Raw genomic sequence first — 26709 nt, 5'->3', positions numbered from 1 at the left:
TTTATAGCTAGATAGAGAGATTTGCCAAAGAAAGATATGAAAAACATAGAGACTAAGTTTTATTCAACAGAAAAGCTAGAAAAGTCGATCAAACGATCGTTAATAGCGTACATTTGTTTCGCATCTATACGTATCGTGCTTTATCTTACACTCGGAATATCAATATCAAACGACATAGTGGTTGGCAGTAGCTACTTTTTCTATCAGGATATAACCACGCTATTCAAGCTGATGTTCATGGGCTTTGTCTTTATATTATTATTAATCGCATCCGTTACGATGTTAGCATTGTGTTTAAATAATGCTGCCGATTTAAATGATAGTTTTGATATAAAGAAAAGACAATCGCTCTACTTGTTTCCTATGCTCCTGGATATATTTGGAGTATTAATCTGCATTTTTATCCTTGTAATCGGAAGCTTAGCTCTGATTTTAGGTGTATTAGCTTCAATCATTGAAATAGCATTTATCATCTGGCTGATATATAGCGCAAAGAAGGATAATTAAAGCTCTGCTTAACAATCAAAGTTTAAGGAGTAATATATCATGAATGTATTAAAAGGGACTGTAAAAATTAATGCCCCAGCCGAAGTCGTACAAATCGCTCTTAAAGGACTCCTTTCATACAAAGGAGTGGATAACCCTCAAAGTTATTCTTTAGATCGCAAAGCGATAAAGACTCTGCAAAAAACTCCTGAGGGAAGGAATCTTTCCGGTCTATTAATAAATATAAAAACCTTAAAATTCGATATCGTATCGACGTCCGGAGAAACTTCAACCCTTTCATATGAAGCTGAGCCGAGAGGATATAAAGCACCACTACCGATATTTTTGTTTATTGAGAGCGTACTTCTCTTCCTAGTAGGTATCATGGCTCAGATTATCACAGAAATGTTACCACTTGCTATGATATGCTATATGGTAGGAGCCTTCTTAATCGCTGTGACATTCCTATTTGCGATTCCCACGCATAATAGGTTTGAAAAGATAATTCAAAAACTACTATTACCGAGGCTTGATCGCTATATAGACATTATTAACGAGCATATAGAGAGATAGCTTCATAATCAGAAATAACATCAGCAGCCCACATGTAATATCCTGCGGGCTGCTGTTTTTTATGAATTCCACATTCCCACTTCAGATTTCAGCCATGTCTCGAGCTCTTCAAAGCCTTCTCCAGTCTTAGCAGAAACGGGGAATATCTTGATACTTGGATTTCTCCTTGATGCATATTCCATTATTTTTTCCATATCAAAATCAAAATACGGTAACACATCAACCTTATTAATAATGAGTGCTTTACACACCTCGTACATGAGAGGGTATTTGAGTGGTTTATCATGACCTTCTGGAACAGATAAAATCGACATATTGAAAGCGGCACCGGTATCGAACTCCGCAGGACATACTAGGTTCCCAACATTTTCAAGCACCAACAGGTCAAAGTCTTCATATCCTATCTCATCAAGCCCTTGCTCAGTCATTCCAGCATCAAGATGACACATACCACCTGTGTGTATCTGTATAGCCTTTGCTCCAGTTTCAGCGATAGCCTCCGCATCTACAGTGGAGTCGATATCTGCCTCCATTACCCCAATTGATATTTCAGTACTCAAATCACCAATTAATCTGCGAATAGTAGTGGTCTTACCAGCACCAGGTGATAACATTAGATTTATTAGGCATGTCTTCTTAGATTTAAGTTTCTCTCGTACCCTATCCGCCTCTCTATCGTTATTTGCAAAAACGCTTTCCCTTACTTCAATTACCTTTACTTTATCCATCTCTAAACCTCTGGTACTTCTACTTCCTTAATCATAAATTCATTACCACGTATCAAATAAGTATTTCCACTCCCGCAATATGGGCAAGTAAGGCCATGCTTTACGGTTGAATATTCACGAGCACATGCCTCACAGTAAGTAACTGCCGGAATAGTTTCAATCAGGAGTTCAGCATTTGAAACAAATTCATGTTTTGCAGATGCCCATTCCCAGCAATCCTCAAGATATGAGGGTATTACAGAAGATACCTCCCCAAGTTCAAGGACGACTTTAGAAAACTTGGTCACATTGTTGTCATCTGCAACAACTTTCAGTTCATCGATAATATGAAATACTACTCCAAGTTCATGCATGAAATTTAACCTTTCTTTCCTGCAATCTTTACTCTCACTGCCTGTTTGATTGCGTATGGGATTATATGTCTCATCTTTTCTTCGCTAGGTACCATATTGGAACATTCTGGATGTTCACGATATAGCTTAATTGCGTCAAACCCACATTTTGTAGTACATACACCGCATCCGATACACTTGTTCTCGTCTACGATTGAGGCTCCACATGATAAACATCTTGAAGTTTCCTTCTTGACCTGCTCTTCAGTAAAGGAGATTCTCTCATCTTTAAACGTCCTTGCCAGCGCCTCATTATATCCAATTCTCTCTCTTGGTGAATTGTCGAATGACTCTTCGTTTACGCTCATATCTTTTTTATTAAATTCAACAAAGTTTCTGCGATATCTCCCTATCGTAAGGCTTGATCGTGGCTGTACAAATCTATGAAGAGACACAGCCCCTTCTTTACCTGCTGCAATCGCATCGATAGCGAACTTTTGACCAGTGTAAACATCGCCTCCAACAAAGATATCTGGTTCATCCGTCTGATATGTAATTGGGTCTGCCTTTACCGTCCCATTTGCATTAAGTTCAACATCAGTACCTTCAAGTATTTCCCCCCATTCTACCTTTTGGCCTATACAATAAATTACGGCTTTACATTTAGCAGTCACTCGATCATTATCATCGAACTTTGGAGCAAATCTACCTTCATCATCTCTCACTCTGAGACACTTTCTAAACGATATCGCTTCACAATTACCTTCATTTTTTGAAACAGAGATTGGCCCCCATCCACCATGAATCGTTATTCCATCACGCTCACATTCACTTCTATCCTCTTCACCGCAAGGCATCTTTTCATATTCTTCAAGGGAATACATATCCACGGCATCTGCACCAAGTCTTATGGCTGTCCTAGCAACATCGCAAGCGATATTGCCACCACCGATAACAACCACTCGTCCTTTTAGTTCAACTGCATCGCCGAGATTAACCCTGCGCATAAAATCGATACCAGATATAATTCCATTTGCATCAGCTCCACTGATATCTAGCTCTCCGCCAGACTGCAGTCCAACAGCTAAGTAGAATCCTTTGAAACCTTGTTCCCTGAGCTCTGGAATCGTGATATCCCTACCTACTTCAACTCCACATCTAAATTGGACACCAAGTTCTTTTAGCACATCGATTTCTGCCTCTACAACATCCTTCTCAAGTCTAAAACTAGGAATTCCATTGGTAAGCATTCCACCCATTCTACGTTCCTTCTCGAATATTGTAGGGCTGTATCCCTTTATAGCTAAATAATATGCGCAACTTAAACCAGCTGGTCCGCCACCAATTATGGCAATCTTTTCCTCAAACTCCCCACACACCTTAGGTATAACCTTATCAGGGACAAATCTTCTATCGCTATCAAGATCTTGCTGTGCGATAAACCTCTTCACTTCATCAATTGCTACCGCCTGATCAATATTCCCTCTAGTACATGCATCTTCACATCTTCTGTTGCAAATTCTGCCGCAAACCGCCGGAAAAGGGTTCTCTCTCTTTATTAACTCCAGAGCCTCCTTATATTTTCCTTGTGCCGCAAGTCTTAAATAACCCTGAACTGCGATATGCGCAGGGCAGGCCGTTTTACAAGGAGCAGTTCCAGTTTCATAGCAATTGATTCGGTTATTGTCTCTATAATCTATATCCCATTTCTCAGAGCCCCACTTTTCAAGCGAAGGCATAGAACTCTTTGGATACTTAACTTCCGACCCGTCCGCTTTACATAGCTTCTGACCAAGCTTAACCGCACCTGCTGGACAGTACTCTACACATCTACCACAAGCAACGCAATTTTCTTTCTTCACCCTTGCAACATATGATGAGCGCGACATATTTGGAGTATTGAAGAGCTGTGACGTTCTTAATGCATAGCACACATTTACATTACAGTTGCATATGGCGAATATCTTCTGTTCTCCGTCAATATTTGTAATCTGATGAACAAATCCGTTATCCTCTGCTTTTTTGAATATCTCAAGCGCCTCTTCTTTGGAAATGTATCGTCCGCCCTTCTTCGTTTCAACAACATAATCCGCCATATCGCCGACAGCTATGCACCAATCGTTAAAATCGTCAGCGCAGCCTTCGTCATATGAGCAGTTAGATTTACGACAAGAGCATGGGCTCGCCGCATACTTGCCTTCATATTTCTGAAGCCAGTGAGAAATATGCTCAACAGAGATAGATGTCTCTTCCATTGAAATCGCTTGCTCTACTGGAATAACATGCATTCCAACACCAGCACCTCCAGGAGGAACAATTTTAGTTACATTCTCAAGAGGAAGAAACGTCATCCTCTCGAAGAATCGACCAAGCTCCGGATGCTCACTCATATTGGTCTCGTGCATAGCTGCAAATTCACCAACTCCAGGGACAAACATAGGAACTATGTATCTCTTTTCATTCTTAGGATTTGTACCGTCTAGATTCTCCCAATTATACTCGAGTATGCCCTGTTCAGACATATGATCTATGAGTTTCCTGCAGTGCTCTTCACTCATACCAGAAAGCTTATGAATTTCTTCAAATGTCTTTGGTTTCCTCACTCCGAGTTTACTCGCTAGCTCAGCCTCCTCGTCAGAAATTAAAGCTGCCAGCCCCCAATACTCCGGGTCATCTTTTGTAATCTTCTTAAGACCCAGATGCTGTGCAGGTCTATCGGTAATCATCTTAGCAAGTTTAACTATCGGTTCGCGAATGGGACCGTCATCCTTAACACATTCTGGTTTTTTATTTCCGCTAATCTTATCGTAATTAATCATACTGCTCTCCTATAATCACTAGAATCTGATTATGCTGCTCTAGCCATAGCCTCTTCAAAGTCACGAGTACCTTTAAATACTTCTTTTTTATATGGATTAATACCTTGAGCCTTTGCTCGTTTAACGATGTATGCAAATATTGCAAGGTTAATAAGGATTGAAACGATCGCAACAACTCCACCCGCTCTAGGATCAGCGGCAGTTGGGTGAATATTGGACTTCATGAAACCATCTGCGTATAAGCTTGGTATTACGGAGAATCTGCTATAATCTTGGAACATCGGGAATACTTGTGCGAACATACACCAAGTAGCGAGTGTATTGGCACGATTCTGAATCCATCCACCTTTATTCCAGAACATCGCTGCAACAGTTGGCGCTAATAGTAGCGCAAATCCGCAGTACCACGAATGTGTTGGAAGATTTAAATACGTATACTCAAAATTCCAAACATCATAAGCTAGTATGTATGCCCATGTCATATCCGGCCATAGCATATCATCTTTCTTTTTAGACTGATAAATCCCCCACCATCCAGTCATGCAGAATATGTTTATAATGCCAGCAACACCGTTTGCGACATTCCACCAACCACCGTAAAGCCATACACCCTCAGAGGATAACCACCATCTCGTGCCTGTATTTGCAAGTGCAATGGATCCTCTTATTGCACTCTCGAAATCGCTACACACTGCGATTACTATATTAATGGCCACGATTACAAACGGAAAGACTTTAAACCATTCAGTCTTTCCAATGCCCTTCTTGTATTTGAGCATCATAAATCCTATACATCCTGCTGTAGCTGCATAGAGCTTAGCATAGTGGAACCAGCTGGTCATATGAACGTATGTAGGGTTCTTAAGCGCCCAGGAAGCACCATTAGCCGCACCAATATAGATAGCGATAAAATAAGCAGTGAGTGCTGCCAGTAACACGAAAAAGAAAAAGCAGCCCCCTGCCTTAGATCTTCTCTGAATCTCATTTGTAATAATAAGTCCTGCAAAAACCATAACCCATCCAATTAGTTGGTAAAATGAGTTTTCACCATAAACCTGGAAAAACATTTGGTGCCTCCTTCAATAAATAATTCGCAACGTTTTATCCGACATCTGTAATTGATATCTTTTTATCAATTGTAGTCTTATTTCACGTTGTCCGGCAATTCAAAATATGATAGTATTTATTCCATATTAGAATATATAACTTCGTTGATAGAAAGGCACGTTATGAATACAGAACATATAAAAGAATTTATTTTATTGGCTAGTAATCTTAATTTTAGCAAGGCTGCCGAGGATTCATTTATATCACAATCATCATTATCTAAACATATAAGGATTCTTGAGAAGGAACTTGGGACACAGTTATTTATTCGAACCACGCGATCAATTAGGTTAACTGAAGCAGGAATCATGTTTCTGCCTTATGCAAAAAAGATAATCGGGCTATGCGACTCTTACTCGAGTGAATTAGAGTTATTTAGCTCACGGGATAACAATAAACTCGTTGTCGGAATTATCTCAAATCCACAGTATTACGATCTTGCAGGGTATATGATTGGATTTATGATTGCTGAACCCGATATAAACTTTAATCTTATCGAGGCAGATGAAATAGGCTTGTTAGAGATGTTCAAACAACGAAAATACAATCTATTTACGGCATTTCCTCCTAGTGAGTTAACTGGGAATTATGAGTTCCTGCCAATGGTTGAAACTAAATTTGTAGCATTACTTAATACATCTCATCCACTCACTAATAAAACCAGCCTATCGCTTAAGGATTTGTCTGGCGAGAAGATACTCATACCAGGGAGGAACTCCACTCTACAGGCTATTATTAAAGATGCTATGATTGCGCAGGGGCTTGAATTTTGTCCTACGTACGAAGGTAGTTCAATAGGAAGTATTGAGCTACTAAAGGCTGGAATGGGGATTTCACTTCATTCTGTTGAATTTTCGAACAATCTACCAAACAATTCAAATATACAGGCTATACCAATTGAACCAGATCTAAAATTCGTATACGGTATAGGACATCGTCCTATAGATGAACTATCTTCAAGCGAAAAAAAATATTTAAACTATCTAAAGCAATTCGAATTAAAATAATATAAATATATGTGATATAAACAAAACATCAGCCTGCTGGGGATATCCCGCGGGCTGATATTTTTAATCATTGCATTTAGATGATACAATCATCGTTCTTATATTTCGTGCTCTAATATGAAAATATGATAAATTTACCGGCTAACTCCTTCTCTATTTCAGCTTCGGGTTTCGATTCTTCACGCCTGCTTCCTACCATGATTACGCATTATCTCGCGGTCGAGTACTAGCTCCTTAATATTAACATTTACACACTTTACCTGAAATGAGGTCATCTGCTCTATGCTGCGTTTTACATCTCTTTGCAGAATAATACAGGAGCGCATGCAGTCGACAGTCTTCCTGACTTTTAGATCCAGCTCGATTACCAAACTGCCAGTCTTACCATTGTTATAAAAATTCGTCACCCTGATGTTACGCCGATACTTTCTCGCCACAATTCTGATAATATCACCAATTACGTTCTCATTGATTGTGTAATTTCCATTATAAGCGTATTGCGGCATGACCACAGTTTTCTCATACTTATCTGTCTCATCGTTAGCAAGATTCCAATTTTTGAGAAATCTCTGTGGGTTCATGAAGTACCCTGCAAAATCTCGCTTTAAATCCCCCATCGGTGCCGGAATGACGTGTTCTCCATGGTTATAACGACGCTCCGAAGCAAGTTCACGTTCACCTGAACTTGTATAATCTTCAATGTAAAGTCTCTCTATCGCTCTCGGTATTTCCAGCGTATCGGTTATTATGTCCACCATATGGTCAGACGTTCCGAGTACGAGTAGTTTCTTAATCTTAAGCGCCTTTATCTTCTTCTGCACATCGCTTCGATGATCTTCATAATTAAAAAGTGCAGTGCGCATAGCTTTCGCTTTTGATTCACACTTCTTGGCTGATTTTCCAGCTACAATTTTATTTTTATAAATCAAAAGGCCATCATCAATCAGTGCAGGAATTCCCTTTCCCTTAGCAACTCTAATTGCTTGATAGCTTTTGCCTGTCCCACTTTTTCCAGTAAATGAGTATACCTTCATATAACGTTAGTCCTTGAAACTTCACAAAAAGTTAACTTTATCAAACCCATTATACCATGTTACAATGCTGATAAAGAAATTAAATGAACAGTTTATCATAGGAGGGTCATTATGGCTTATAAGATTAGTGAAGATTGCATCAGCTGTGGTGCTTGCATGGATGGTTGCCCAGTAGAGGCTATTACAGAAGGAACACCTTACGTTATCGATGCAGATACTTGCATTGACTGCGGAGCTTGCGCAGATGTATGTCCAGTAGGAGCACCTGCTCAGGAGTAGTCTGTTAGGGATATACCAAAGGTATAAAATTCCCCTGCGCTTTGCGCAGGGGAATTTTTTATGTCCTATACAGCCAAAGAAAAAAATGAAATAGCTGGATACCGCCCAGCCATTTCATTTAATTGCATTATGTCTAATTATTTACTTCTCAGCATCTTCTAGCTCATTGCTTCTGATTAAGAACGATAGTGTGTGCAAGCTATCACTTAGATGCACATTCTCAACAGCGACATCGTTTGGCACATTGAGATCTACTGGAGCAAAATTCCAGATTCCCTCTATACCTGCATCGACAAGGACATCTGTGACTTTCTGTGCATTTTCACGGTTAACGCAGATAATCGCAATATCTATGTCATTTTCCTTTACAAAATCGCTCATCTCAGAAAAATCTCGAACAAGTACATCATTGATACTTAGACCTACCAGCTTTGGATTAACATCGAAAAGACCAACGATATTAAACCCAATCTTGTAGTAATATGTGTAGTTCGTGATTGCCTGACCAAGATTACCAATACCAACTACGATAGTCTTGTACTCACGATCAAGACCCAAAATCTTGTTAATCTCATGGAATAGAGAATCAACTGAATAACCGTATCCCTGCTGACCAAAGCCACCAAATGTATTGAGATCCTGTCTAATCTGAGATGCAGTATAACCAATAAGCTCACTTAGTTCATTAGAAGAGATTTTCTTAATACCCTTCTTGCGGAGTTCGTTTAGATATCTTCTATATCTTGGTAATCTGCGGATAATCGCATTAGATACCCTTGTGTTGTTGCTTTTCATAAATACTTCCCACCCCAACTCGACAATTTTCGTGTTTCTTACTTGTGTGAATCTACGTACTCTACTAAATCCTTAACAGTCTCAAACTTCTCAGCTTCTTCATCTGGAATGTCTAGACCGAAAGCTTCCTCAACGCCTAGAATGATTTCTACAGCATCAAGTGAATCTGCTTCGAGATCTTTCATCAAGTTGGTGTCCATCTGAACCATGTCAGCATCTACGCCAAGCTGCTCGACTACTATATCTCTGATTGTATCAAAAGTCATAGCTCTAACCTCCTTTTGAAATTCAAAGCTAATTATAAATTATACAATCAATTCTTGCAAGTTTTTTATCAACCATATGCATATTAATCACGATAAAAGTAAATTATTACATATATTTCTCATATTTTGAGAACTTCATTTAGAGATTCAGAATTTATTTGCATTTTACACTGATATAACCATGCATTTTCAGAAAAAGAGGACTGTGATCACACCACAGCCCTCAAGCCTTTATTAATTGAGAACACTCCTCGAATAGTTAGATGCTGCATATAAATAAAGTAATAAATAATGCATCATTGAGACTTAAAAATCTACTTCAGTGTCGTAGTAACAAGCCTTAAGCAACTTTTCCATCTCTTCCTGTTTGATTTTGCGAGGATTTGCGCCCGTACAAGCATCGAGGATAGCATTTTTTGCAATCTCAGGCAATCTTGCTAGGAATACATTCTCTGGAACAAATCCCTGCTCTACTGGATAGCTATCCGCACCGTAGTGCTTGATGCAGTGCGGTATATTTAAAGCATCATTCATACCTCTTAGCCATTCAATCAGATTCTTAATCTTCTCATCTCTGCTCTCTCCACCTAACTTAAGTGTATCTGTAATCACAGCAAATCTCTCAGCTGCTCTCTCATCCTTCGCATTGAATGCTATAACCTTTGGCAAATACATCGCATTAGCAGCACCATGGATGATGTGCGCACCATAATCATCAAATGCAGCGCCTGTCTTATGTGCCATTGAGTGCACTATTCCGAGTAGTCCGCTCGAGAATGCGATTCCAGCTAGGCACTGTGCATTATGCATAGCATCCCTTGCTTCCATATCTCCTTCATATGACGAAACGAGTGTCCTCTTAATCATCTGCATTGCATATAGAGCCGGTGCATCTGTATAGTCAGATGCAACTAATGATACGAAGGCCTCTATCGCATGTGTAAGTGCATCCATTCCTGTGTGTGCCACAAGCTTCTGAGGCATTGTCTCAGCAAGATCCGGATCGACGATAGCTACGTCTGGAGTAATCTGAAAATCTGCGAGAGGATATTTGATACCCTTGTCGTAGTCAGTAATTATAGAGAATGCCGTAACCTCTGTAGCCGTTCCAGATGTAGAGGATACTGCACAGAAATGCGCCTTCTTGCGAAGCTCTGGAAGTCCAAACACCTTGCACATATCCTCAAATGTACATTCTGGATACTCGTACTTAATCCACATTGCTTTTGCCGCATCAATCGGTGATCCTCCGCCAATTGCAACAATCCAGTCAGGCTCAAATTCGAGCATCTTGCGAGCACCTTCCATCACAGTCGTTACAGATGGATCTGACTCAATCCCCTCGATTAAAGCCACCTCCATACCCGCTTCTTTTAGATACTGCTGAGCTTTATCTAGGAAACCGAACCGCTTCATACTCCCACCACCCACGCAGATAACAGCCTTCTTACCTTTTAGTGATTTGAGTGCCTCTAAAGCACCTTTTCCATGATATAAATCTCTAGGGTTTGTAAATCTCATCATCTCGAATACCTCCTCAATACATACCAATAATTGATATATTCTTAACAAGATTATATCACAGAATTAATGGTTGTGATAAATTATTATCAAAGATAGAATTAGTCATTATTATAAAAATTTTTAATGGAAAGACATCTTTCTTTCATTTTATATAATTGTTCGGCTAAACGAATTTCACATATTGAAAGTTATTATATCGAGCACTCTATTCATTAAGTTTATAAAATAGATAAATCTTCTTTCAGATTGTACAAATGGACATGAAAAAATACTGCACTCGGCAGCCCTTCACATACATTATTAAGATTTGTCACTTATGCGTCTTCCTGTAAACTAAGCCATTCGTCATATACGCTCTCGAGCTCCGTCTTGTAGTCATCTGCCTTTTCTCCTGCCTTTCGGAGGTAAAATACATCAGAAGCGTGTTCAGGCTTACACATCTCGGTCTCAATTTCATCAATCTTGCCCTCGATATCGTGAATAATTGATTCTAACTCAGCTACCCTGCGAGATCTGCGTCTCTCCTCAGCTTCACGTTCCTTCCTGAGCCTACGCTCTTCTTCAGCACTTAATTCATCATTTGCATCTTCAGCTTCACCTGCCTCAATATCCTGTTTGTCGAACTCAGCACTCTTCTCGAGGTAGTAATCAAACTTACCTTTGTACTCTCTTATTCCTTCGTGCCTGAGCTCGAGGATTCTGTCTGGAATCTTGCTAAGCAGATATCTGTCATGAGATACGATGAGTACAGTTCCTTTAAATTCCATAATCGCGGACTCAACAATCTCTTTTGACTCTATGTCAAGATGGTTGGTCGGCTCGTCGAAGATTAGGGTATTGGCACCAGATAGCATTAGCTTTAGAAGCGATAATCTCGCCTTCTCGCCTCCCGAAAGCGATGAGACGCTCTTGAATACGTCATCTCCTCTAAACAGGAATCTACCGAGGATATTTCGCATTTCCGTGTCCGTATATAGGTGATATGCATTTTTCATCTCTCCTAATACGGTCTCATTTTCATCAAGCAGCAGCTGTCCTTGGTCATAATATCCGAAATCGACATTATGCCCTATTTTTAGATATCCATCATCTGCTTCTTCCTCGCCCATAATGATGCGTAGAAGGGTAGTCTTGCCAACACCATTCTCGCCGATAAAGCATACCTTTTCTCCGCTCTTGATATCGAACTTGACATCTCTAAAAAGCTGCTTTTCTCCAAAGCTTTTAGACAGCTCTTCTGTCATTATTACATCCTTACCACTCTGAAAGTCAGCATCAAATGATAGCTTCAGTTCGGCCTGACTTAATGACGGTTTATCTAGTACTTCTAGATGTGCAAGTCGCTTCTCTCTGGACTGCGCCCTCTTGACGAGATGTTCTGTATTGTGTTGCTTAAACCTGCGGATTATCTCTTCCTGACGAGCGATTTCCTTCTGTTGCTTCTCGTACTCTCGTCTCATAACCTCTTCACGCTCACTGCGCTTTATAAGATATTCAGAGTAATTTCCGCGATAATCTATAAGTTGAGTTTCACGCATGTCAAATATGCGATTCACTATCTTATCCAGAAAATATCTGTCGTGAGATATGACAATTATCGTACCTTTATATGTCTTTAGGAATGACTCAAGCCAAGCAAGCATCTTAAGATCAAGATGGTTAGTTGGTTCGTCAAGCATGAGGATATCTGGCTTTTGAAGCATCATGCAAGCCAAAGCAAGCCTTGTTCTCTCACCACCAGAAAGCATGCTTATCTCCTTATCATGAGTGTCTTCACCAAATCCCATACTCGCCAGAACACCGATAAGTTCGCTCTTGTACGAATATCCACCCATCGCCTTATACTCATCCATAAGATGGGTATAAGCTTCTAGGTCTTGATCAAATCTCGGATTATTCGTATCGGAAATTGCCTTTTCTAGAACAGAAATCTCTTCTTCCATCTCGTAAAAGTGCGTGAAAGTCTTCGTAGCTTCTTCGAGAACCGTTCCTTCTGAGAAAAAATGATCCTTCTGTTTGAGATACCCGACGACATATCCACTACGAATAAAAACATCGCCGCTTGTCGGTTCATTCTCGCCAGCAATTATGCTTAGCAAAGTGGTTTTCCCAGCACCGTTTGGTCCGACGATTCCAACCTTATCACCTTTATTTACAGAAAACGACACATCTTCAATGATTATGTCTGTTCCGTATGACTTGCATATATCTTTTGCCGACATTACAAGCATAGTTAAAACTCCAGTCCGGGGCACGCATCTAATGACATGTCCGCGAACTCTCCTTTCTTCATCTGATAATATGCAGAACAAGCGATCATCGCACCATTATCAGTGCAGAGAATCTGAGCAGGCTTTAGAATTTCGATGCCTGCAGCTTCACCCTTGCTCTCTAGTAATTCTCTAAGTCTGCTGTTAGCAGCAACACCACCAGCCACTACGATTTTATTATTTCCAGATGAGGTTGCAGCGCTAATCGCCTTATCCGCTATGACTTCCATAATTGATTCCTGAAACGAAGCCGCTAGGTCAGGTACATTTATCTCCCTACCTGCTTGTCTCTCGCTGTTTACGTAGTTTATCACCTGAGTCTTAAGTCCGCTGAAACTAAAATCATAGCTTCCCTCCTCGAGATATACCCTTTTAAATTCGATTGCATCTCTATTACCTTCGCGGGCAGCTTTATCTATCTTTGGTCCGCCTGGATAGCCTAGTCCAACCACCCTCGCTACCTTATCCATAGCTTCACCGGCCGCATCATCCCTTGTCGCTCCGAGTATCTCACATTCGTTATAATCATCGACTTTGATGATATTTGTATGTCCGCCAGATACCACTAAGCCGATAAAAGGTGGTTTAAGCTCCTTATATTCCAGATAGTTTGATGCAATATGACCATGCATATGATTTACTCCTACTAGTGGGATACCTCGCGCCCATGCCATAGCTTTTGCCGTTGCCACGCCAACAAGAAGCGCACCAACAAGCCCTGGTCCATACGTCACCCCGATGAGATCAACCTCATCCATTGTAATTCCAGCCTCATTTAGCGCTTGTTCTATTACGTCGTTTATATTCTCAAGGTGACGCCTCGAAGCAATTTCAGGTACCACTCCCCCAAACTTCGTATGTATATCAATCTGAGATGAAATGACATTTGCGAGCACCTCGCGCCCATCTGCAACGATGCCCACTGCCGTCTCATCGCAGCTCGATTCTATTCCCAGCGTAATATGCTTATTGTCGTGCATAATCAACTGTCTCCCTCTTCATAATCAGTGCATCCTCGCCATTATCCAGATAATACCCTGGGCGCACTCCGCACTCCTTAAATCCGTATTTTTTATAAAGTCTTATTGCAGGCACATTACTCACTCTAACCTCTAGGTTAATGGTCTCCACGCCATTTGATGCAAGCATTTCAGTCATCGCTATCATAATCGCATCCCCGATCCCCTTCCTTCTGAAGTTGATGCTAACCGCGATGCTATTCAGGTCAGCCTCGTCCATTACGATCCATATATCTGCGTACCCTGCAAATTTATCTTCATACTCAGCAACAATAACGAAAGCATTATCGTTTTCTAGGATATCGTAGTTCAGCGCCTTCTTGCTCCACGGCATTGCAAACGTCGCCACGTCTAACTTGTATATATCATCTAAATCCGAGAACTCTGCAATTCGGACTTTAATTCCCTGCTTATTCTCACATGTATTCATTATCATCTGAGATTACCTATCTTGTTGCTGAGAGTACCTGATTCAAGTCTCATCTCCGCTTCACTCTTTCTCATATAGTTAGGAAGTAGCTCATCGTAAGAGATTATATTGCTGCTTTCATAATTCTGAAGTGCTAGTTTAGTCACTGAAGCAGCATCCTGATACCGCCAGTCTTCATCCGCTAATCTATATTCCCCGGCTTCACGAATTTCCTCCTCATACGCATCTATACCATCGCCTATAAAGATAATCTGCTTCTCCACGGCATCTATTTTTTTAAGTTCTTCCAAAAACTCGTCTATCATATACTGCTTTTCACTAAGTACAGCTTCATACTTAGCACCACTTTTCTTAAAAAGTGCACCATAAAGCTGTCCCCTTCTCGCATTTATGATAGGTGCAAAGAACCTTACCTCTTCACGCACATGAGCATCAGCTAGAGCCGCCATTCCCTCTAGAGAAGATATCGAAATACAAGGTATATTAAGCATTTCTGCGATTCCCCTAGCAGTAGATACACCAATTCTTATACCTGTAAACGAACCAGGACCTATAGAAGCTGCAACAGCATCGATAGAAGTTGATTCTATACCTTTTGCCTTAAGGCACTCGTCGGCAAGAAACATGATATCCTTAAGGTGATTCATCTCCTCATTGGAGTTTTTTGAAGTGATATTACCATCACTATCTATAAGTGCAACCGAACCGTACTTTCCTGTTGTCTCAATGCTTAGAATATACATCTATAAACTCGCTCCCCTTGCTTTTCACCATAATCTATCAATATCACTTTTGCCTTTTCAGGTACGACATCCGAAACTACATCAGCCCACTCAATTATGCATACTCCAGCTGCGTAGAAATACTCATCAGCTCCGATGTCTAGAAGTTCATCACCACTAGATAATCTATATACATCAAAATGGAAGAGCGGTAATCTACCGCTCTTGTGTTCCTTAACAATATTGAAGGTTGGACTATCGATAGCCTCAGTAACTCCGAGTCCCTTTGCAATATACTTCGTCAAAGTAGTCTTGCCCGTTCCAAGATCCCCAATTAGAGCTACAATATCACCAGGTTCTAATGTAGAAGCCAGCTTAATCCCAAACTCTTCAGTATCATGCTCATTTTTTATATAAACAATCTGTTCATGAACACTCATATCTCGTCTAATCCCTACTTGCAACAAAGCTTATATATGGTCGAAGCATATATCTTTGCCATCTTGTCATACGAATCAAGAGAGATTCTCTCATCCGACATGTGCATACAATCATCCTCCCATGGGAAGAGTCCTCCAAACGCCAATATCCCATCAAAGTGCTTAGCATATGTCCCTCCACCGATTACTATCGGTTCGCTGTCTAAATCCCCTGAGTAATCTCTATATGCTTCCATAAGTGTTTTTACGAAATCATCCTCAGGGTCAACATATATTGCCTTGTCGTCTGTACCCTTTACTATGCCTTGATTCGGTCCTAGAACGCTTTCAATACCGCTCAGCACAGCTGAGTTTTCACATGTCACTGGGACCCTAATGTTCACCTTCATAGTGGCAACTTCATCATTTATATCGATCGTTCCTACATTTACAATCACCTTGCCTGACGGATCATCTTCAAACTGGCATTCTAGTCGTTCCCCATTTAAATCAAACCCAATGTGGTCATTATAGAAGTCGATAAACTCTGTTACATCGTCTCCAGCTAGGTCGAGCTTACCAAGGAATTCCATGAGAATACTTATAGCATTGAGGCCTTTCTCTGGAACTGATCCGTGCGCTGCGACTCCACGAGCCTCAACAGCTAATGATGTTCCAGTCTTTTTAGCGGTAACATCGTATCCGCTCTCTTCGCTATATGATTTAACGAGAGCAATGATCTCGTCATATCTCGACCTATTATCTGATGCTATAACCGCTCTAGCACGTGCTGGGACTGCATTTGCTGCAAGCCCACCCTGAACCTTGCTTAACACGAGACCGTCCTTTACGGTATGCTTTTTAAGCTTCTGTGCGATATCAAAGATAAGGATCCCCTTCTCGCCATTAATTACAGGAAAGTCCGCATCCGGAGTGATTCCAAAATCAGGCATATTTGCAACTTCTCTGTAATAAATTGCACTTTCCTTGCCAGTCTCTTCGTCGAGACCAGCAATCAGTTTAATAGTTTTCTTAGGGATGATGCCTGCATCTTTAATCGCTTTCATAGCGAAAAGTGCAGCGATAACAGGTCCCTTGTCGTCAGCTGTACCACGTCCATACATAAAACCATTTTCAATCACGGGATTAAATGGTCCATGTTTCCAATCATCAGCCACAGGAACTACATCGAGGTGTCCTACTATACCAAACGATTCTTCCCCTGGGTCACCAGGGAAAATAATTTCTCCAACATAGTTATCATAATTATGAACCTCAAAGCCCATGTGCTCACCAAGGTTAAGCAGCTCCGTAAGAGACTCCTGAACACCCTGTCCAAACGGGTACAGTTCCCCGTCAGGTGTTCTTACGGGTTCTGACTTAACACTGTCAATTCTTACTTGCTTTGCAAGTTCCTCAATCATCTCAGATTGTGATTTTTCTAAACACTCTATATAATTCATTTTGTTACCTATTGCTGCAAAGCATTCCGTACAAAAAATATTTATCTAAATACCTGATTACACTTACTTAATCTTTCCCATGTTTTCCGCTGTAGTTTTGTCGTTGGTTACATATAGCGAAATAACCTTTCCAGACTTAATTGTTGATAGGTTTACTGCCTTGATAGGATTTCCATCCTTATCAAAAGTGAATACACCAGTCGCACCTCTTACATCTGATAGTTCTGATAAGGCCTTTCGTATGTCTTCAGGTTTCTTAGAATTTGCTCTGTTAATGGCATTAATCGCAAGTAAATAAGAATCGTATCCAAGTGCAGCATTACTCGTCGGCTCGGAATCATTACCGTACTTTTTTGCATACTCAATAATAAATCTCTGAGTCTCAGCCGTTACAGATTTTGTCGTTGTTTTTCCACCACTAAACACAGAGTCTGATGGAAATACAACTTTAATCTTTGGATGCCTCTTCATCATCTCAGTGAAGTCCTCACCATTCCAGTTTGAACTTCCTACGAAAGTTATCTTCTTCTCTAGATTATCTTTTTCTATCTCCGAGAATAGCTTGTCGGAATTCTCTGCTCCAAACGGTACAACTACAACATCTGCTCCAGATTTCTTTATACTTTTAACTAATTTACCATAGCTTTCAAAATTGACGTCAACAGACTTCTGGTAGACTATGGAAGAAATGGCTGAAGAAGAGTCACCTGCTGAGCTCTGCTCTAGCTCGCTAATCTTGGAGTTGAAGCCTCTCTGCATGGCAGTATTAGCACTGTCATTCTTCATAGATATCGCCGCGATTTTTCTAGACCCGAGCACACTATAAACGTATTCAGCTAATCCCGCCCCTCGCTGTGACTCAGTGATAGATGCCCTGAAGTAATATTTGTTGTTCTCGGTTATCAGCGGATTCACTGCAGACGGTGTAATAGTTGGGATCTTCGCAGCCTCAATATATGGAGATGCAACCATAGAGTTTGACTCGCCAGCGCTTCCTAGTATTACAGATGGTTTCATTTTTATGAGGTTCTGTATCGCACCTTTCGCTGAATTGACATCCGACTGATTGTCTACTATAACAAGTCTAATCTTAATTCCATTTACATTGTTATAAATAGAATTCGCGAGCTCAATTCCTCTGATTTCCTCTTCGCCTCGCTCTTTAAATTCTCCAGAGCTAGGCTCATATATACCAATGGTTATGATGTTATCATCACCGACTACCTGCTTGTCTACAAAAGTCTTTTTGAAATTGTCAAAGGTCGTGCATCCACCAAGTACACTAGCTATCATAAACATTGCTAGCGCAATAGATACCGCTTTAAGTTTCTTCTTATTACTCAATGTTCAAAGCCTCTTTCATCTCTGCATGTGTTTCAATGTTGTTAATCTTACCACGGAGTTTGGCTGCTCCTTTCACCCCTTTAGTATACCATGCGATAAACTTTCTCATCTCTCTTACCGCCGAATATTCATCCTTTAATTGAACTAGTTCGTTTAGGTGCCTAGTCATCATCAGACTTAACTCTCTTACAGTCGGGCGAGGTGGTGTCTCCTCACCATGGAGCGCTGCGTTTAATTCTTTAAATATCCAGGGATTTCCCATAGCCCCTCTTGCTACCATGACAAAGTCACATCCAGTCTCCTTTATCATGCGTACACCGTCTTCACCCGTAAATACATCTCCGTTACCGATAACCGGTATACCTACAGCTTCTTTTACTTGTCTGATGATATCCCAGTCAGCCTCACCAGAATAGTACTGCTCGCGGGTTCTGCCGTGCACTGCAACAGCAGATGCACCTGCACTAGATATAGCTTTTGCAACTTCTACCGCATTGATAGACTCATCATCGAACCCTTTTCTTATCTTAACTGTAACCGGTTTATCAGAGTTCTTCACAACCGCATATACGATATCATAGACGAGGTCAGAATCCTTCATCAGAGCCGCACCATCACCGTTCTTTACCACCTTAGGGACCGGGCAACCCATATTAATATCAAGAATCCTATTGGGTTCCGAGTTCAAAGCTGATGCCGCATATGACATCACATCAGGTTCGCTGCCAAAAATCTGAACTGCTGTTATCCCAGACTCTGGTGGTATGTAAAGGAGCTTTGGGGTCTTCCTATCTCCATAATATAGACCTTTTGCACTCACCATCTCAGTGCAAGTCATCGCCGCACCCTGTTCCTCGCAAAGCCGCCTCATAACGGCATCTGTGACACCTGCAAGCGGTGCTAATAAAAACGGATTCGGTAGCTCAACATCGCCAATAATATATCTGTTACCTGACATTAGTAACGTTTCTTCCTCTGTGATTTATTTTTTTCATAGATGAGTACTAGACCATCGAGTGTAAGTCTCTTTTCAATAACATCTATACATTTAACGCCATTCTCTACCATTGGAGCAAGACCTCCTGTCGCGATAACTTTAATGGCATCATACTCTTTCCCGTAATCTTCAACGAGCTCTTTTTTCATACCTTCAACAATGTATTCGGTAAGACCCATATGACCGTATACTAGTCCCGATTGCATGCCTTCAATGGTATTCTTGCAAATCATGTTTCCTGGAACTTCCAAATCCACGTGTGGTAACTTAGCCGTCTGCTCGAAAAGTGCCTTTGCTGAAATTTTTATTCCAGGTGCAATTGTACCCCCTAGATAGTCTCCATCCTCAGTTATAGCGCAGAAAGTTGTAGCTGTTCCAAAGTCGATGACTATTAGTGGGCTCTTGTACTTGTGATGTGCAGCAACGGCGTTTACAATCCTATCAGAACCGATTTGGCGGGGATCGTCGCATTTAATCTTAAGTCCTGTCTTCACCCCTGTTTCAACAACAAGCGGTGATACATGCAAATACTTATAGCACATGTGCTGTAAGGCAAAAAGCAGCGAAGGCACGACAGTGGATATAATTACATCGTCGATATCAGACGGGTCAATCCCCTCATGTCTGAACATCTGCTCGACTAGAATCCCATACTCGTCTGCACTTCGCCTGCTATCAGTAGCAAGTCGCCAGCTCGTAATGAGCTGCGACTTGCTGAACACGCCTATCACTATATTTGTATTTCCTACATCTACAGCTAGGAGCATTTTAGTGATCCTCCATTCTCCTTAGAGCTAGTGCCATAGTTAGCCCTGGGATAATTCTGTTTCCTGTTAGCTCTGCTCCGAGAATCTCATTGATTCGCTTTAGTCTGTATTGAACTGTGTTGTTATGAATATTCATAAACTCCGCAGTCTTGTTACTGTTCATTCCAGCATCAAGGACGAATGTTTCTAGCGTCTCAAGAAGTAACCTTCCCTTATTTAAAGATACTTCTCTCTCAAACGGCTCGAGTAAATCTAGATAAATCTTCTTGAGCACGCTACTCTGCATCTGAATATTGATACAGTTACAAACCATCGACATCTCGTACTTAGTAAACACTCTCTTATAAGGGAAAACAGATTCTACGTTGTTCCAGGTTTCATTAATCATCTTGAAACCATCTACTGCGCTGTCGAGCTCTTCGATACCCGTTGAGTGGAAAATTCTTACGTCTTTACGGCCTTCCTTGAGATCATCGTACATTCTGAGGCAATCATTCTTGAGCTGAACACCTTTCTCTTCACCCGCATCGGCATAAATCATACCATAAAATTCATTTCCTTCAATTAGAGGAAGTATGCCAAAACCCTTGTCGGATTTATATCTCTCGAGAATATCCTGAGAGGCTCTGTTGTTTATCCCATTCGCATAGAATACACTGACAAACTGCTTGCCTTTGAGTCCCGCCTCATCAATTAGAGTATAGCAGAATGTCAAATCCCCTCTTATAGCTGACTTGATAAATTCAGCTCTTGAATCTCTCTCAGGGGTGTACTTCCACATACCCATCGCAAGCTCGATAATCTCTGCTAGCTTTTTGATTTCCGTAGCAGAATAGTTATCCTCATTGTCAACAATCATCAGAATATGCTTCTCGTTATTTATATCTATAGTGCCCCAGTAAGTGATCACATCATTTATATTGACCTGAGTGAACATAGTAGAGTGTGACACATCCATTTTCTTGGCCTGAACTATAGCATTATCAATAGTCTCTTCGTGACGAGTTTCAATCGTGAGGATTGGATTAAACTCTGAGGTCATCAAGATAGCCTGATAGTCGTTATTTATAGCCGCTTCCTTAAGTGCACTCTGGAAGTTTCTATGCTTTTCAAAGTTAAGAAGATGATAAATTGTGTTGTTTAAAATGTTGTCACTGTAGTTGTGCCCGTACAAGATTTTATCAAGCACCTGCTCCATAAGCACAGCATAAGTAGTCTCTTTATCATCTGGAATGACGATAATCAGAAGACCATTTTCCTCAGCTGTCTTTATCACCTTTTGGTCTATAGCTCTAACACCCTCCTCATGTAGGAATATTACCAGTGTAGCGATTGCCTTTTTACCAAAACCAACGACAATTCGGCACTGCGCATCAATATCATCCTTGCAATTCCAGAAATGAGTAAGGACCATCTGTTCTTTTACTCCGTTACGCTCAATCCCCTTATCGTAATCGATTTCATCGAAAACCGAGATAGTTCGCACTCTTCTATCCATCTTTCTCTTGCAGGAAATTACGGTGCTTCCTTTGAACGCATCTAGATTAAGGCAATCTTCTACAGTTATCCTCATTTTGTTGCTCCTTCAATTTCTTTGACTCAGAGTCTAATACTCTTTTACTCTTTGTACGATTCCGTATCATTCTTAGTTTCGTCTTTTGATTCAGGCTCTGATTCCGTCTTTACATCCGCATCTATACCTAAATCTTCTTTAACACTAGGGTCTTTCGATTCTGCTTCAGTCTCCGGCCATCCTTCGTTAGACTTTGTATTCTGTTCTTCGGCTGGCTTTTCCGAAGCTTGCTTATCTGCAAGCTTGTTTTCTTCTGCAAAAGTTGAGTCTTCAAACTTTAAATCGCCCACGATAACAGACTGTAGCTCCTTTAATCTCTCCTCTGCTTCCTGGCGTCTCTCCTCCTCGAGTCTTTCGCTTTCTTTTGCCTCAGCCTTATTTAACTCTTCAATCTCTTCGTCACGAGCTTTTACATTCTCAGCAAGTTCTTCTGGTGTGATTTTGCCTTCATAGAGATCATTAAACTGTTCTCCATCTAGTGTCTCGATGAGTAGAAGTGCCTGCGCAACTCTTTCGAACGCTTCGTCATTCTCCTTAAGAATATTAGTGGTAGCTTCGTAGCAGCTCTCAAGTATGTGTTTAATCTCAGCATCGATTTCTGAAGCTGTTTCCTCAGAGTAATTCTGTCTTGTTGAAAAATCCTTCCCAAGGAAAACTTCGTCGCTTGAACTAAAGCTCACCGGACCGAGCTTTGAACTAAATCCATACTTTGTAATCATCTGTCTAGCTATACCTGTTGCACGCTCAAGGTCATTACTTGCACCAGTGCTAATGTCATCAAGCTTAAGCTCTTCTGCAACTCTACCGCCTAGGAGATGCTTAATCATATTAACCATGTCACCTTTTGTCATGAAGAACTTTTCGTCTTCAGGAAGCGACATCGTGAATCCACCAGCCATACCTCTAGGTATGATAGTAATTTGATGAACTGGGTCGGAATTAGGGATAGCCTTCATAACTATTGCATGTCCAGCTTCGTGGTACGCAGTGAGCTTACGCTCTCCCTCCGAAATCACTCTAGATTTCTTTGCAGGTCCGGCCATTACCTTAGTAGTAGCCTCCTCAATTTCATCCATTCTAATCTTAGTACCATTACGTCTAGCGGTTAAAAGCGCAGCTTCGTTGACCAGATTCTCAATATCTGCCGGTGAAAATCCGGGTGTCCTCCTTGCGAGAATCTCAATAGTAACATCGTCTGCAAGTGGTTTGTTTTTGGTATGTACTTTGAAAATTTCCTCTCTCGCTTTAACATCAGGCATGCCGATTACAATCTGTCTATCGAATCTTCCTGGACGAAGTAGTGCAGGGTCTAATACATCAGGTCTATTTGTAGCAGCCAAAATGATAATCCCTGAATTTCCATCAAATCCATCCATCTCAACTAGGAGCTGGTTAAGTGTCTGCTCACGTTCATCATTTCCACCGCCAAGGCCCGCACCTCTCTTACGTCCTACTGCATCAATTTCATCTATGAATATGATGCACGGTGCATTCTTTTTTGCTTGATCGAATAAATCCCTTACACGAGATGCACCCACACCTACAAACATCTCAACGAAGTCAGAACCTGAAATCGTAAAGAACGGAACTCCAGCTTCCCCAGCTGTGGCTCTAGAGATGTAAGTCTTACCAGTACCAGGGTTTCCTACAAGCAGTACTCCCTTAGGAATTCTAGCCCCCAGATTAGAATACTTAGAAGGATTCTTGAGGAAATCAACAATCTCCTCGAGTTCCTCTTTTTCTTCCTTTAATCCTGCTACATCTGCAAAACGTATATTCTTACCATTTTCTTTGTATAACTTAGCTCTATTCTTGCCGAACTGGAATGCTTTATTGTTACCACCTTGACTCATCATGAAGTAGAACAGGAATCCAAGTGCGACAACCATAATAATAGTCGGTAGTAGTGAGAAGAAGTTCACACTACTCTGAGGAGGATCGCTAGAAAGCTTCAACTTACCAGTCTTAACTTGCGGGAACACATAGCTGTTCTCAAGCCAGCTAATCTCAACAACCGATGGAGCATAGGCGTATTCCTTGTTGCCATTCTTTAGCGTTGCTGTCATCTTGCGGTCCGTTATATTTATCGTTTTATACTTCCCCTTTTCGAGGTGAGTTGCAAATGTTGAGAATTTCACTTCAGCCGTCTTCCTGGCACCATCTGCTCCCTTGTAGAAAAAAGCCACTCCGAGAACCACCACGAATATAACCAAATATATCGCAAAATTCTTAGTAAATCTCTTCAATTATCGTACCCCTCATATTCTTAAATAATTTTTTTGGTCTGAAATTTGTTATTTTACACAAACTGTCGTGTTATTTTATCATACGTATTAGCGCAGTTCAAGAAACAAAACCCGCTCTGAACTGTCGTCAATCTGATATTTTTGTGAATATTTCCCCTTAATCTTGTATCTCTCTGATCTAAACATTTCATCTGGCAAAATCCACAATATCTCGCTACCTATTACAGCTAATTTTATTTCATCTCGTGAACTCTTTGGAACCTTCTCATCCACTAAAAAATCCTGTAACTTTTTACTGCCATTTCCAGTTCTAATGTAGTCCCCAGACTTCCTTGTACGCAGGTTAATGCCAAGCTGCGAACGTACATTTGTCGCACAAACTATTTCCGTTTCAAGCCCTCTCTCACGAATCAATTTGTCTAAGTCAAACGCTGCATATAGAGCTCTCTTCTCTTTGCTACCATTTAAACCACCTCTAATACCTAGATATTCAGCAATAGAGATAGAACTTATAGAAATATCTGTTATATCCCAACTTTCCGACTCTGTATAAGAATCATCTCCATGTTTTTCCTGCGAAAACACTAGATTATCATACCTGCGCTCTGCCACCTTACCTCCAGGGAGATTGTAGCTTGCCGAAGGATTATCTGAATTGATGATTCCTACTATTGAATTGACGAGTTCATATGTAGGATGTACACCCTCAGCCTCAAGCATTATTGTTGCAATACGCCTCTTTAGTGCTCCATGCGCAGCCCTTATTTTATAAATGCCATATTCATGATTTTCGGAAATAGATTCATCATAGAGCTTCATAGCTTCATTCATCATGTACTCGTCATCACAGGCTGCCGACTTACTTAGTCTTAAAACGGCTTTTCTAAGTGAAGGATTGTACTCTCTCTCAAGCTCTGGTATCAGCTCAAGTCTAATCTTATTTCGACTGTATATAGGTTTTTCATTGCTCTTATCTATATTAGGTTTTAGGTCGTAGTCATCCACATATTCTTCAATCTCTGTTCGACTTATACCCAGAAGTGGTCTAATTACCATGTAGCCACACTCATCCAGCCTACTGATAGGTATACCTGTTAGACCACGAACTGCAGTGCCACGCAGTATATGGAACAATACAGTCTCCACTTGATCGTCTGAGTTCTGAGCAATGGCTATTTTTATCTTATCTCTAGATGTTCCGCACTGCTCTATTTCATTCGCCATATCTGAAAATGCTTTGTAACGGATCTTACGACCAGCCTCTTCTTCCGATACTTTTTCAAGCTTTGCGAGTACCTTACAGTCGCAAATAACGAGTTTAAACGGAATACCAAGCTCTTCACATATATCTCTAGCATGCTCTGCCTCTTTATCACAATCAACGGGTCTAATCTGGTGATTAATATGAGCCGCATATATTGATAGTCCAAGCACTTCCTTAACGGAATCTAGCGCATGAAGGAGTGTCAGAGAATCAGGACCACCAGAAAAACCCACAATTATCGTATCTCCATGTTTTATTGTTTTACTATCAATAATTTTTTTAATTATTCCCTTCATAGATATTCCCAGCAAACTTCTAGTAAGTGCTCTTTATAAATCATCTCATTAACATACTGTCATGTATAAAATATAACTCTTGCTATTTAACCTTTATATTAAAGAATCGTCTCGCATTTTCTGACGTTATCCGTACTGCTTCGTCAAACCCGATGCCCTTTAATAGAGCCATTCTCCTGACGACATGCTCAATATACGGAGTCTTATTAGGTCTCCCTCTCTTCGGTTCTGGCGCAAGAAAAGGCGCATCTGTCTCACTCATTATAAACTGAAGCGGTATTCCCTCTAGCACCTCTACGGTTTTTCTCGCATTTTTAAATGTCAGCGGTCCACCTATAGAGATTGTCGCCCCAAGCTTCACATACTCACGCGCCAGTTCAAGTGAGCCTGAGTAGCAGTGTAGCTGTACTCTGGCATCAGCAACCATCCCCTCTTGTCCGTCTGGTCTCTTAGGGAAATGACCCTTTCGAGCTTCGCTAAATGCTCCTTCTTCGATGAGAATATCTCTAGTAATCGCATCAGCTTCTCGTGTATGAATCATAATCGGCATCATGAGTTCATTCGCAATTCTGATCTGCTTCCTGAAGAGTTCAATCTGTTCTGCCTTAGAATCCTTTCCATAGTGGAAGTCTAGACCTATTTCACCGATTGCTTTAACCTTTGGTGCGCTAGCAAGTTCCTTGATTTCATCTAAATCATTATCGGAGTATGTGAGCGCCTTATCCGGGTGAATCCCAACAGCGGCATAGCACCAAGAATAATCAGTTGCATCCTTAATCGCCTGCCTGGACGATTCTACAGAATCGCCAACATCAATGATAAACTCCACATCAGACTCTTCTATTTCCTTTGCCCTATTAAGCCGCTCTTCTTCGCTAAACTCCTCGTAATTCAAATGGGTATGTGCATCAAATAGCATTTTTCTACCCCCTTATATTGGTAAAAAAGG

General features: G+C 40.9%; 25 protein-coding genes. 4 read left to right on the top strand and 21 right to left on the bottom strand.

Going from position 1 to position 26709, the window contains the following annotated elements; genetic code table 11:
• Positions 1 to 36 precede the first annotated feature (36 nt).
• Positions 37 to 507, top strand: a complete 471-nt coding sequence (locus QU661_RS02475) for a hypothetical protein (protein ID WP_304990184.1) — start codon at positions 37 to 39, stop codon at positions 505 to 507.
• Between the two features lie 39 nt (positions 508 to 546).
• Positions 547 to 1059 carry a hypothetical protein gene (locus tag QU661_RS02470; protein ID WP_304990183.1) on the top strand — a complete coding sequence of 171 codons (513 nt, stop codon included), beginning with the start codon at positions 547 to 549 and terminating at the stop codon, positions 1057 to 1059.
• Between the two features lie 59 nt (positions 1060 to 1118).
• On the opposite strand, the gene hypB is transcribed toward QU661_RS02470, so the two are convergent.
• Genes hypB through QU661_RS02450 form a run of 4 tightly spaced genes read right to left on the bottom strand, consistent with a single transcriptional unit; the run spans position 1119 to position 6005 of the window.
• The gene (hypB, locus tag QU661_RS02465; protein WP_304990182.1) at positions 1119 to 1787 is read right to left on the bottom strand and encodes a hydrogenase nickel incorporation protein HypB; all 669 of its coding nucleotides are present in this window, start codon (positions 1785 to 1787) and stop codon (positions 1119 to 1121) included.
• 2 nt (positions 1788 to 1789) lie between these two features.
• Positions 1790 to 2140 (bottom strand): hydrogenase maturation nickel metallochaperone HypA, encoded by a 351-nt coding sequence (locus tag QU661_RS02460; protein ID WP_304990181.1) that lies wholly within the window; start codon positions 2138 to 2140, stop codon positions 1790 to 1792.
• A gap of 5 nt (positions 2141 to 2145) precedes the next feature.
• Positions 2146 to 4938, bottom strand: a complete 2793-nt coding sequence (locus tag QU661_RS02455; protein WP_304990180.1) for an FAD-dependent oxidoreductase — start codon at positions 4936 to 4938, stop codon at positions 2146 to 2148.
• 29 nt (positions 4939 to 4967) lie between these two features.
• Positions 4968 to 6005 (bottom strand): DUF5692 family protein, encoded by a 1038-nt coding sequence (locus QU661_RS02450; RefSeq protein ID WP_304990179.1) that lies wholly within the window; start codon positions 6003 to 6005, stop codon positions 4968 to 4970.
• 162 nt (positions 6006 to 6167) lie between these two features.
• Here QU661_RS02450 and QU661_RS02445 point away from each other — a divergent pair, with 162 nt between their 5' ends.
• Complete coding sequence (locus QU661_RS02445; RefSeq protein WP_304990178.1) at positions 6168 to 7052, top strand: LysR family transcriptional regulator; 885 nt, start codon at positions 6168 to 6170, stop codon at positions 7050 to 7052.
• 179 nt (positions 7053 to 7231) lie between these two features.
• Here QU661_RS02445 and QU661_RS02440 read toward each other — a convergent pair whose 3' ends face one another.
• Positions 7232 to 8086 carry an Asp23/Gls24 family envelope stress response protein gene (locus QU661_RS02440; RefSeq protein ID WP_304990177.1) on the bottom strand — a complete coding sequence of 285 codons (855 nt, stop codon included), beginning with the start codon at positions 8084 to 8086 and terminating at the stop codon, positions 7232 to 7234.
• A gap of 111 nt (positions 8087 to 8197) precedes the next feature.
• On the opposite strand from QU661_RS02440, the gene QU661_RS02435 reads away from it, so the two are divergent.
• Positions 8198 to 8365, top strand: coding sequence for a DUF362 domain-containing protein (locus tag QU661_RS02435; RefSeq protein WP_106056437.1), 168 nt, complete (start codon positions 8198 to 8200; stop codon positions 8363 to 8365).
• A gap of 141 nt (positions 8366 to 8506) precedes the next feature.
• On the opposite strand, the gene QU661_RS02430 is transcribed toward QU661_RS02435, so the two are convergent.
• The 16 genes from QU661_RS02430 to QU661_RS02355 form a co-directional block, all read right to left on the bottom strand.
• The gene (locus tag QU661_RS02430; protein ID WP_304990176.1) at positions 8507 to 9160 is read right to left on the bottom strand and encodes a redox-sensing transcriptional repressor Rex; all 654 of its coding nucleotides are present in this window, start codon (positions 9158 to 9160) and stop codon (positions 8507 to 8509) included.
• Between the two features lie 38 nt (positions 9161 to 9198).
• A complete protein-coding gene (gene acpP, locus QU661_RS02425) occupies positions 9199 to 9426 on the bottom strand; it encodes an acyl carrier protein (RefSeq protein WP_106056433.1) in 228 nt (75 codons plus the stop codon).
• 306 nt (positions 9427 to 9732) lie between these two features.
• Positions 9733 to 10950, bottom strand: coding sequence for an iron-containing alcohol dehydrogenase (locus QU661_RS02420; RefSeq protein ID WP_304990175.1), 1218 nt, complete (start codon positions 10948 to 10950; stop codon positions 9733 to 9735).
• A 314-nt stretch (positions 10951 to 11264) separates the two neighbouring features.
• Complete coding sequence (locus QU661_RS02415; protein WP_304990173.1) at positions 11265 to 13181, bottom strand: ABC-F family ATP-binding cassette domain-containing protein; 1917 nt, start codon at positions 13179 to 13181, stop codon at positions 11265 to 11267.
• Between the two features lie 2 nt (positions 13182 to 13183).
• On the bottom strand, positions 13184 to 14200 hold the full coding sequence (gene tsaD / locus QU661_RS02410; protein WP_304990172.1) for a tRNA (adenosine(37)-N6)-threonylcarbamoyltransferase complex transferase subunit TsaD: 1017 nt from the start codon (positions 14198 to 14200) through the stop codon (positions 13184 to 13186).
• Positions 14187 to 14675, bottom strand: coding sequence for a ribosomal protein S18-alanine N-acetyltransferase (gene rimI / locus QU661_RS02405; RefSeq protein WP_304990171.1), 489 nt, complete (start codon positions 14673 to 14675; stop codon positions 14187 to 14189). Before rimI ends, tsaD begins: the two co-directional genes overlap by 14 nt.
• A complete protein-coding gene (gene tsaB / locus QU661_RS02400; RefSeq protein WP_304990170.1) occupies positions 14672 to 15412 on the bottom strand; it encodes a tRNA (adenosine(37)-N6)-threonylcarbamoyltransferase complex dimerization subunit type 1 TsaB in 741 nt (246 codons plus the stop codon). Before tsaB ends, rimI begins: the two co-directional genes overlap by 4 nt.
• The gene (tsaE, locus tag QU661_RS02395; protein ID WP_304990169.1) at positions 15400 to 15831 is read right to left on the bottom strand and encodes a tRNA (adenosine(37)-N6)-threonylcarbamoyltransferase complex ATPase subunit type 1 TsaE; all 432 of its coding nucleotides are present in this window, start codon (positions 15829 to 15831) and stop codon (positions 15400 to 15402) included. The genes tsaB and tsaE overlap by 13 nt, the downstream gene beginning before the upstream one ends.
• 14 nt (positions 15832 to 15845) lie before the next feature.
• Positions 15846 to 17273, bottom strand: a complete 1428-nt coding sequence (gene pepV / locus QU661_RS02390; RefSeq protein WP_304990168.1) for a dipeptidase PepV — start codon at positions 17271 to 17273, stop codon at positions 15846 to 15848.
• A gap of 63 nt (positions 17274 to 17336) precedes the next feature.
• Positions 17337 to 18617: an ABC transporter substrate-binding protein gene (locus QU661_RS02385; RefSeq protein WP_304990167.1), complete on the bottom strand. Its 1281-nt coding sequence runs from the start codon at positions 18615 to 18617 to the stop codon at positions 17337 to 17339.
• On the bottom strand, positions 18610 to 19575 hold the full coding sequence (gene dusB, locus QU661_RS02380; protein ID WP_304990166.1) for a tRNA dihydrouridine synthase DusB: 966 nt from the start codon (positions 19573 to 19575) through the stop codon (positions 18610 to 18612). Before dusB ends, QU661_RS02385 begins: the two co-directional genes overlap by 8 nt.
• Positions 19575 to 20381 carry a type III pantothenate kinase gene (locus QU661_RS02375; protein ID WP_304990165.1) on the bottom strand — a complete coding sequence of 269 codons (807 nt, stop codon included), beginning with the start codon at positions 20379 to 20381 and terminating at the stop codon, positions 19575 to 19577. The genes dusB and QU661_RS02375 overlap by 1 nt, the downstream gene beginning before the upstream one ends.
• A gap of 1 nt (position 20382) precedes the next feature.
• Positions 20383 to 21954 (bottom strand): PucR family transcriptional regulator, encoded by a 1572-nt coding sequence (locus tag QU661_RS02370; RefSeq protein WP_304990164.1) that lies wholly within the window; start codon positions 21952 to 21954, stop codon positions 20383 to 20385.
• A gap of 44 nt (positions 21955 to 21998) precedes the next feature.
• The gene (gene ftsH / locus QU661_RS02365) at positions 21999 to 24200 is read right to left on the bottom strand and encodes an ATP-dependent zinc metalloprotease FtsH (protein ID WP_304990163.1); all 2202 of its coding nucleotides are present in this window, start codon (positions 24198 to 24200) and stop codon (positions 21999 to 22001) included.
• Positions 24201 to 24287: 87 nt separating this feature from the next.
• Positions 24288 to 25760 carry a tRNA lysidine(34) synthetase TilS gene (gene tilS / locus QU661_RS02360; protein WP_304990162.1) on the bottom strand — a complete coding sequence of 491 codons (1473 nt, stop codon included), beginning with the start codon at positions 25758 to 25760 and terminating at the stop codon, positions 24288 to 24290.
• A gap of 82 nt (positions 25761 to 25842) precedes the next feature.
• A complete protein-coding gene (locus QU661_RS02355) occupies positions 25843 to 26679 on the bottom strand; it encodes a TatD family hydrolase (RefSeq protein WP_304990161.1) in 837 nt (278 codons plus the stop codon).
• Positions 26680 to 26709 lie beyond the last annotated feature (30 nt).

The sequence above is a fragment of the Mogibacterium neglectum genome (assembly GCF_030644205.1).
Taxonomy (GTDB): Bacteria; Bacillota; Clostridia; order Peptostreptococcales; family Anaerovoracaceae; genus Mogibacterium; species Mogibacterium neglectum.
Note: the sequence above shows the minus strand (reverse complement) of the source record. Positions and strands in the feature narration are given on the sequence as shown.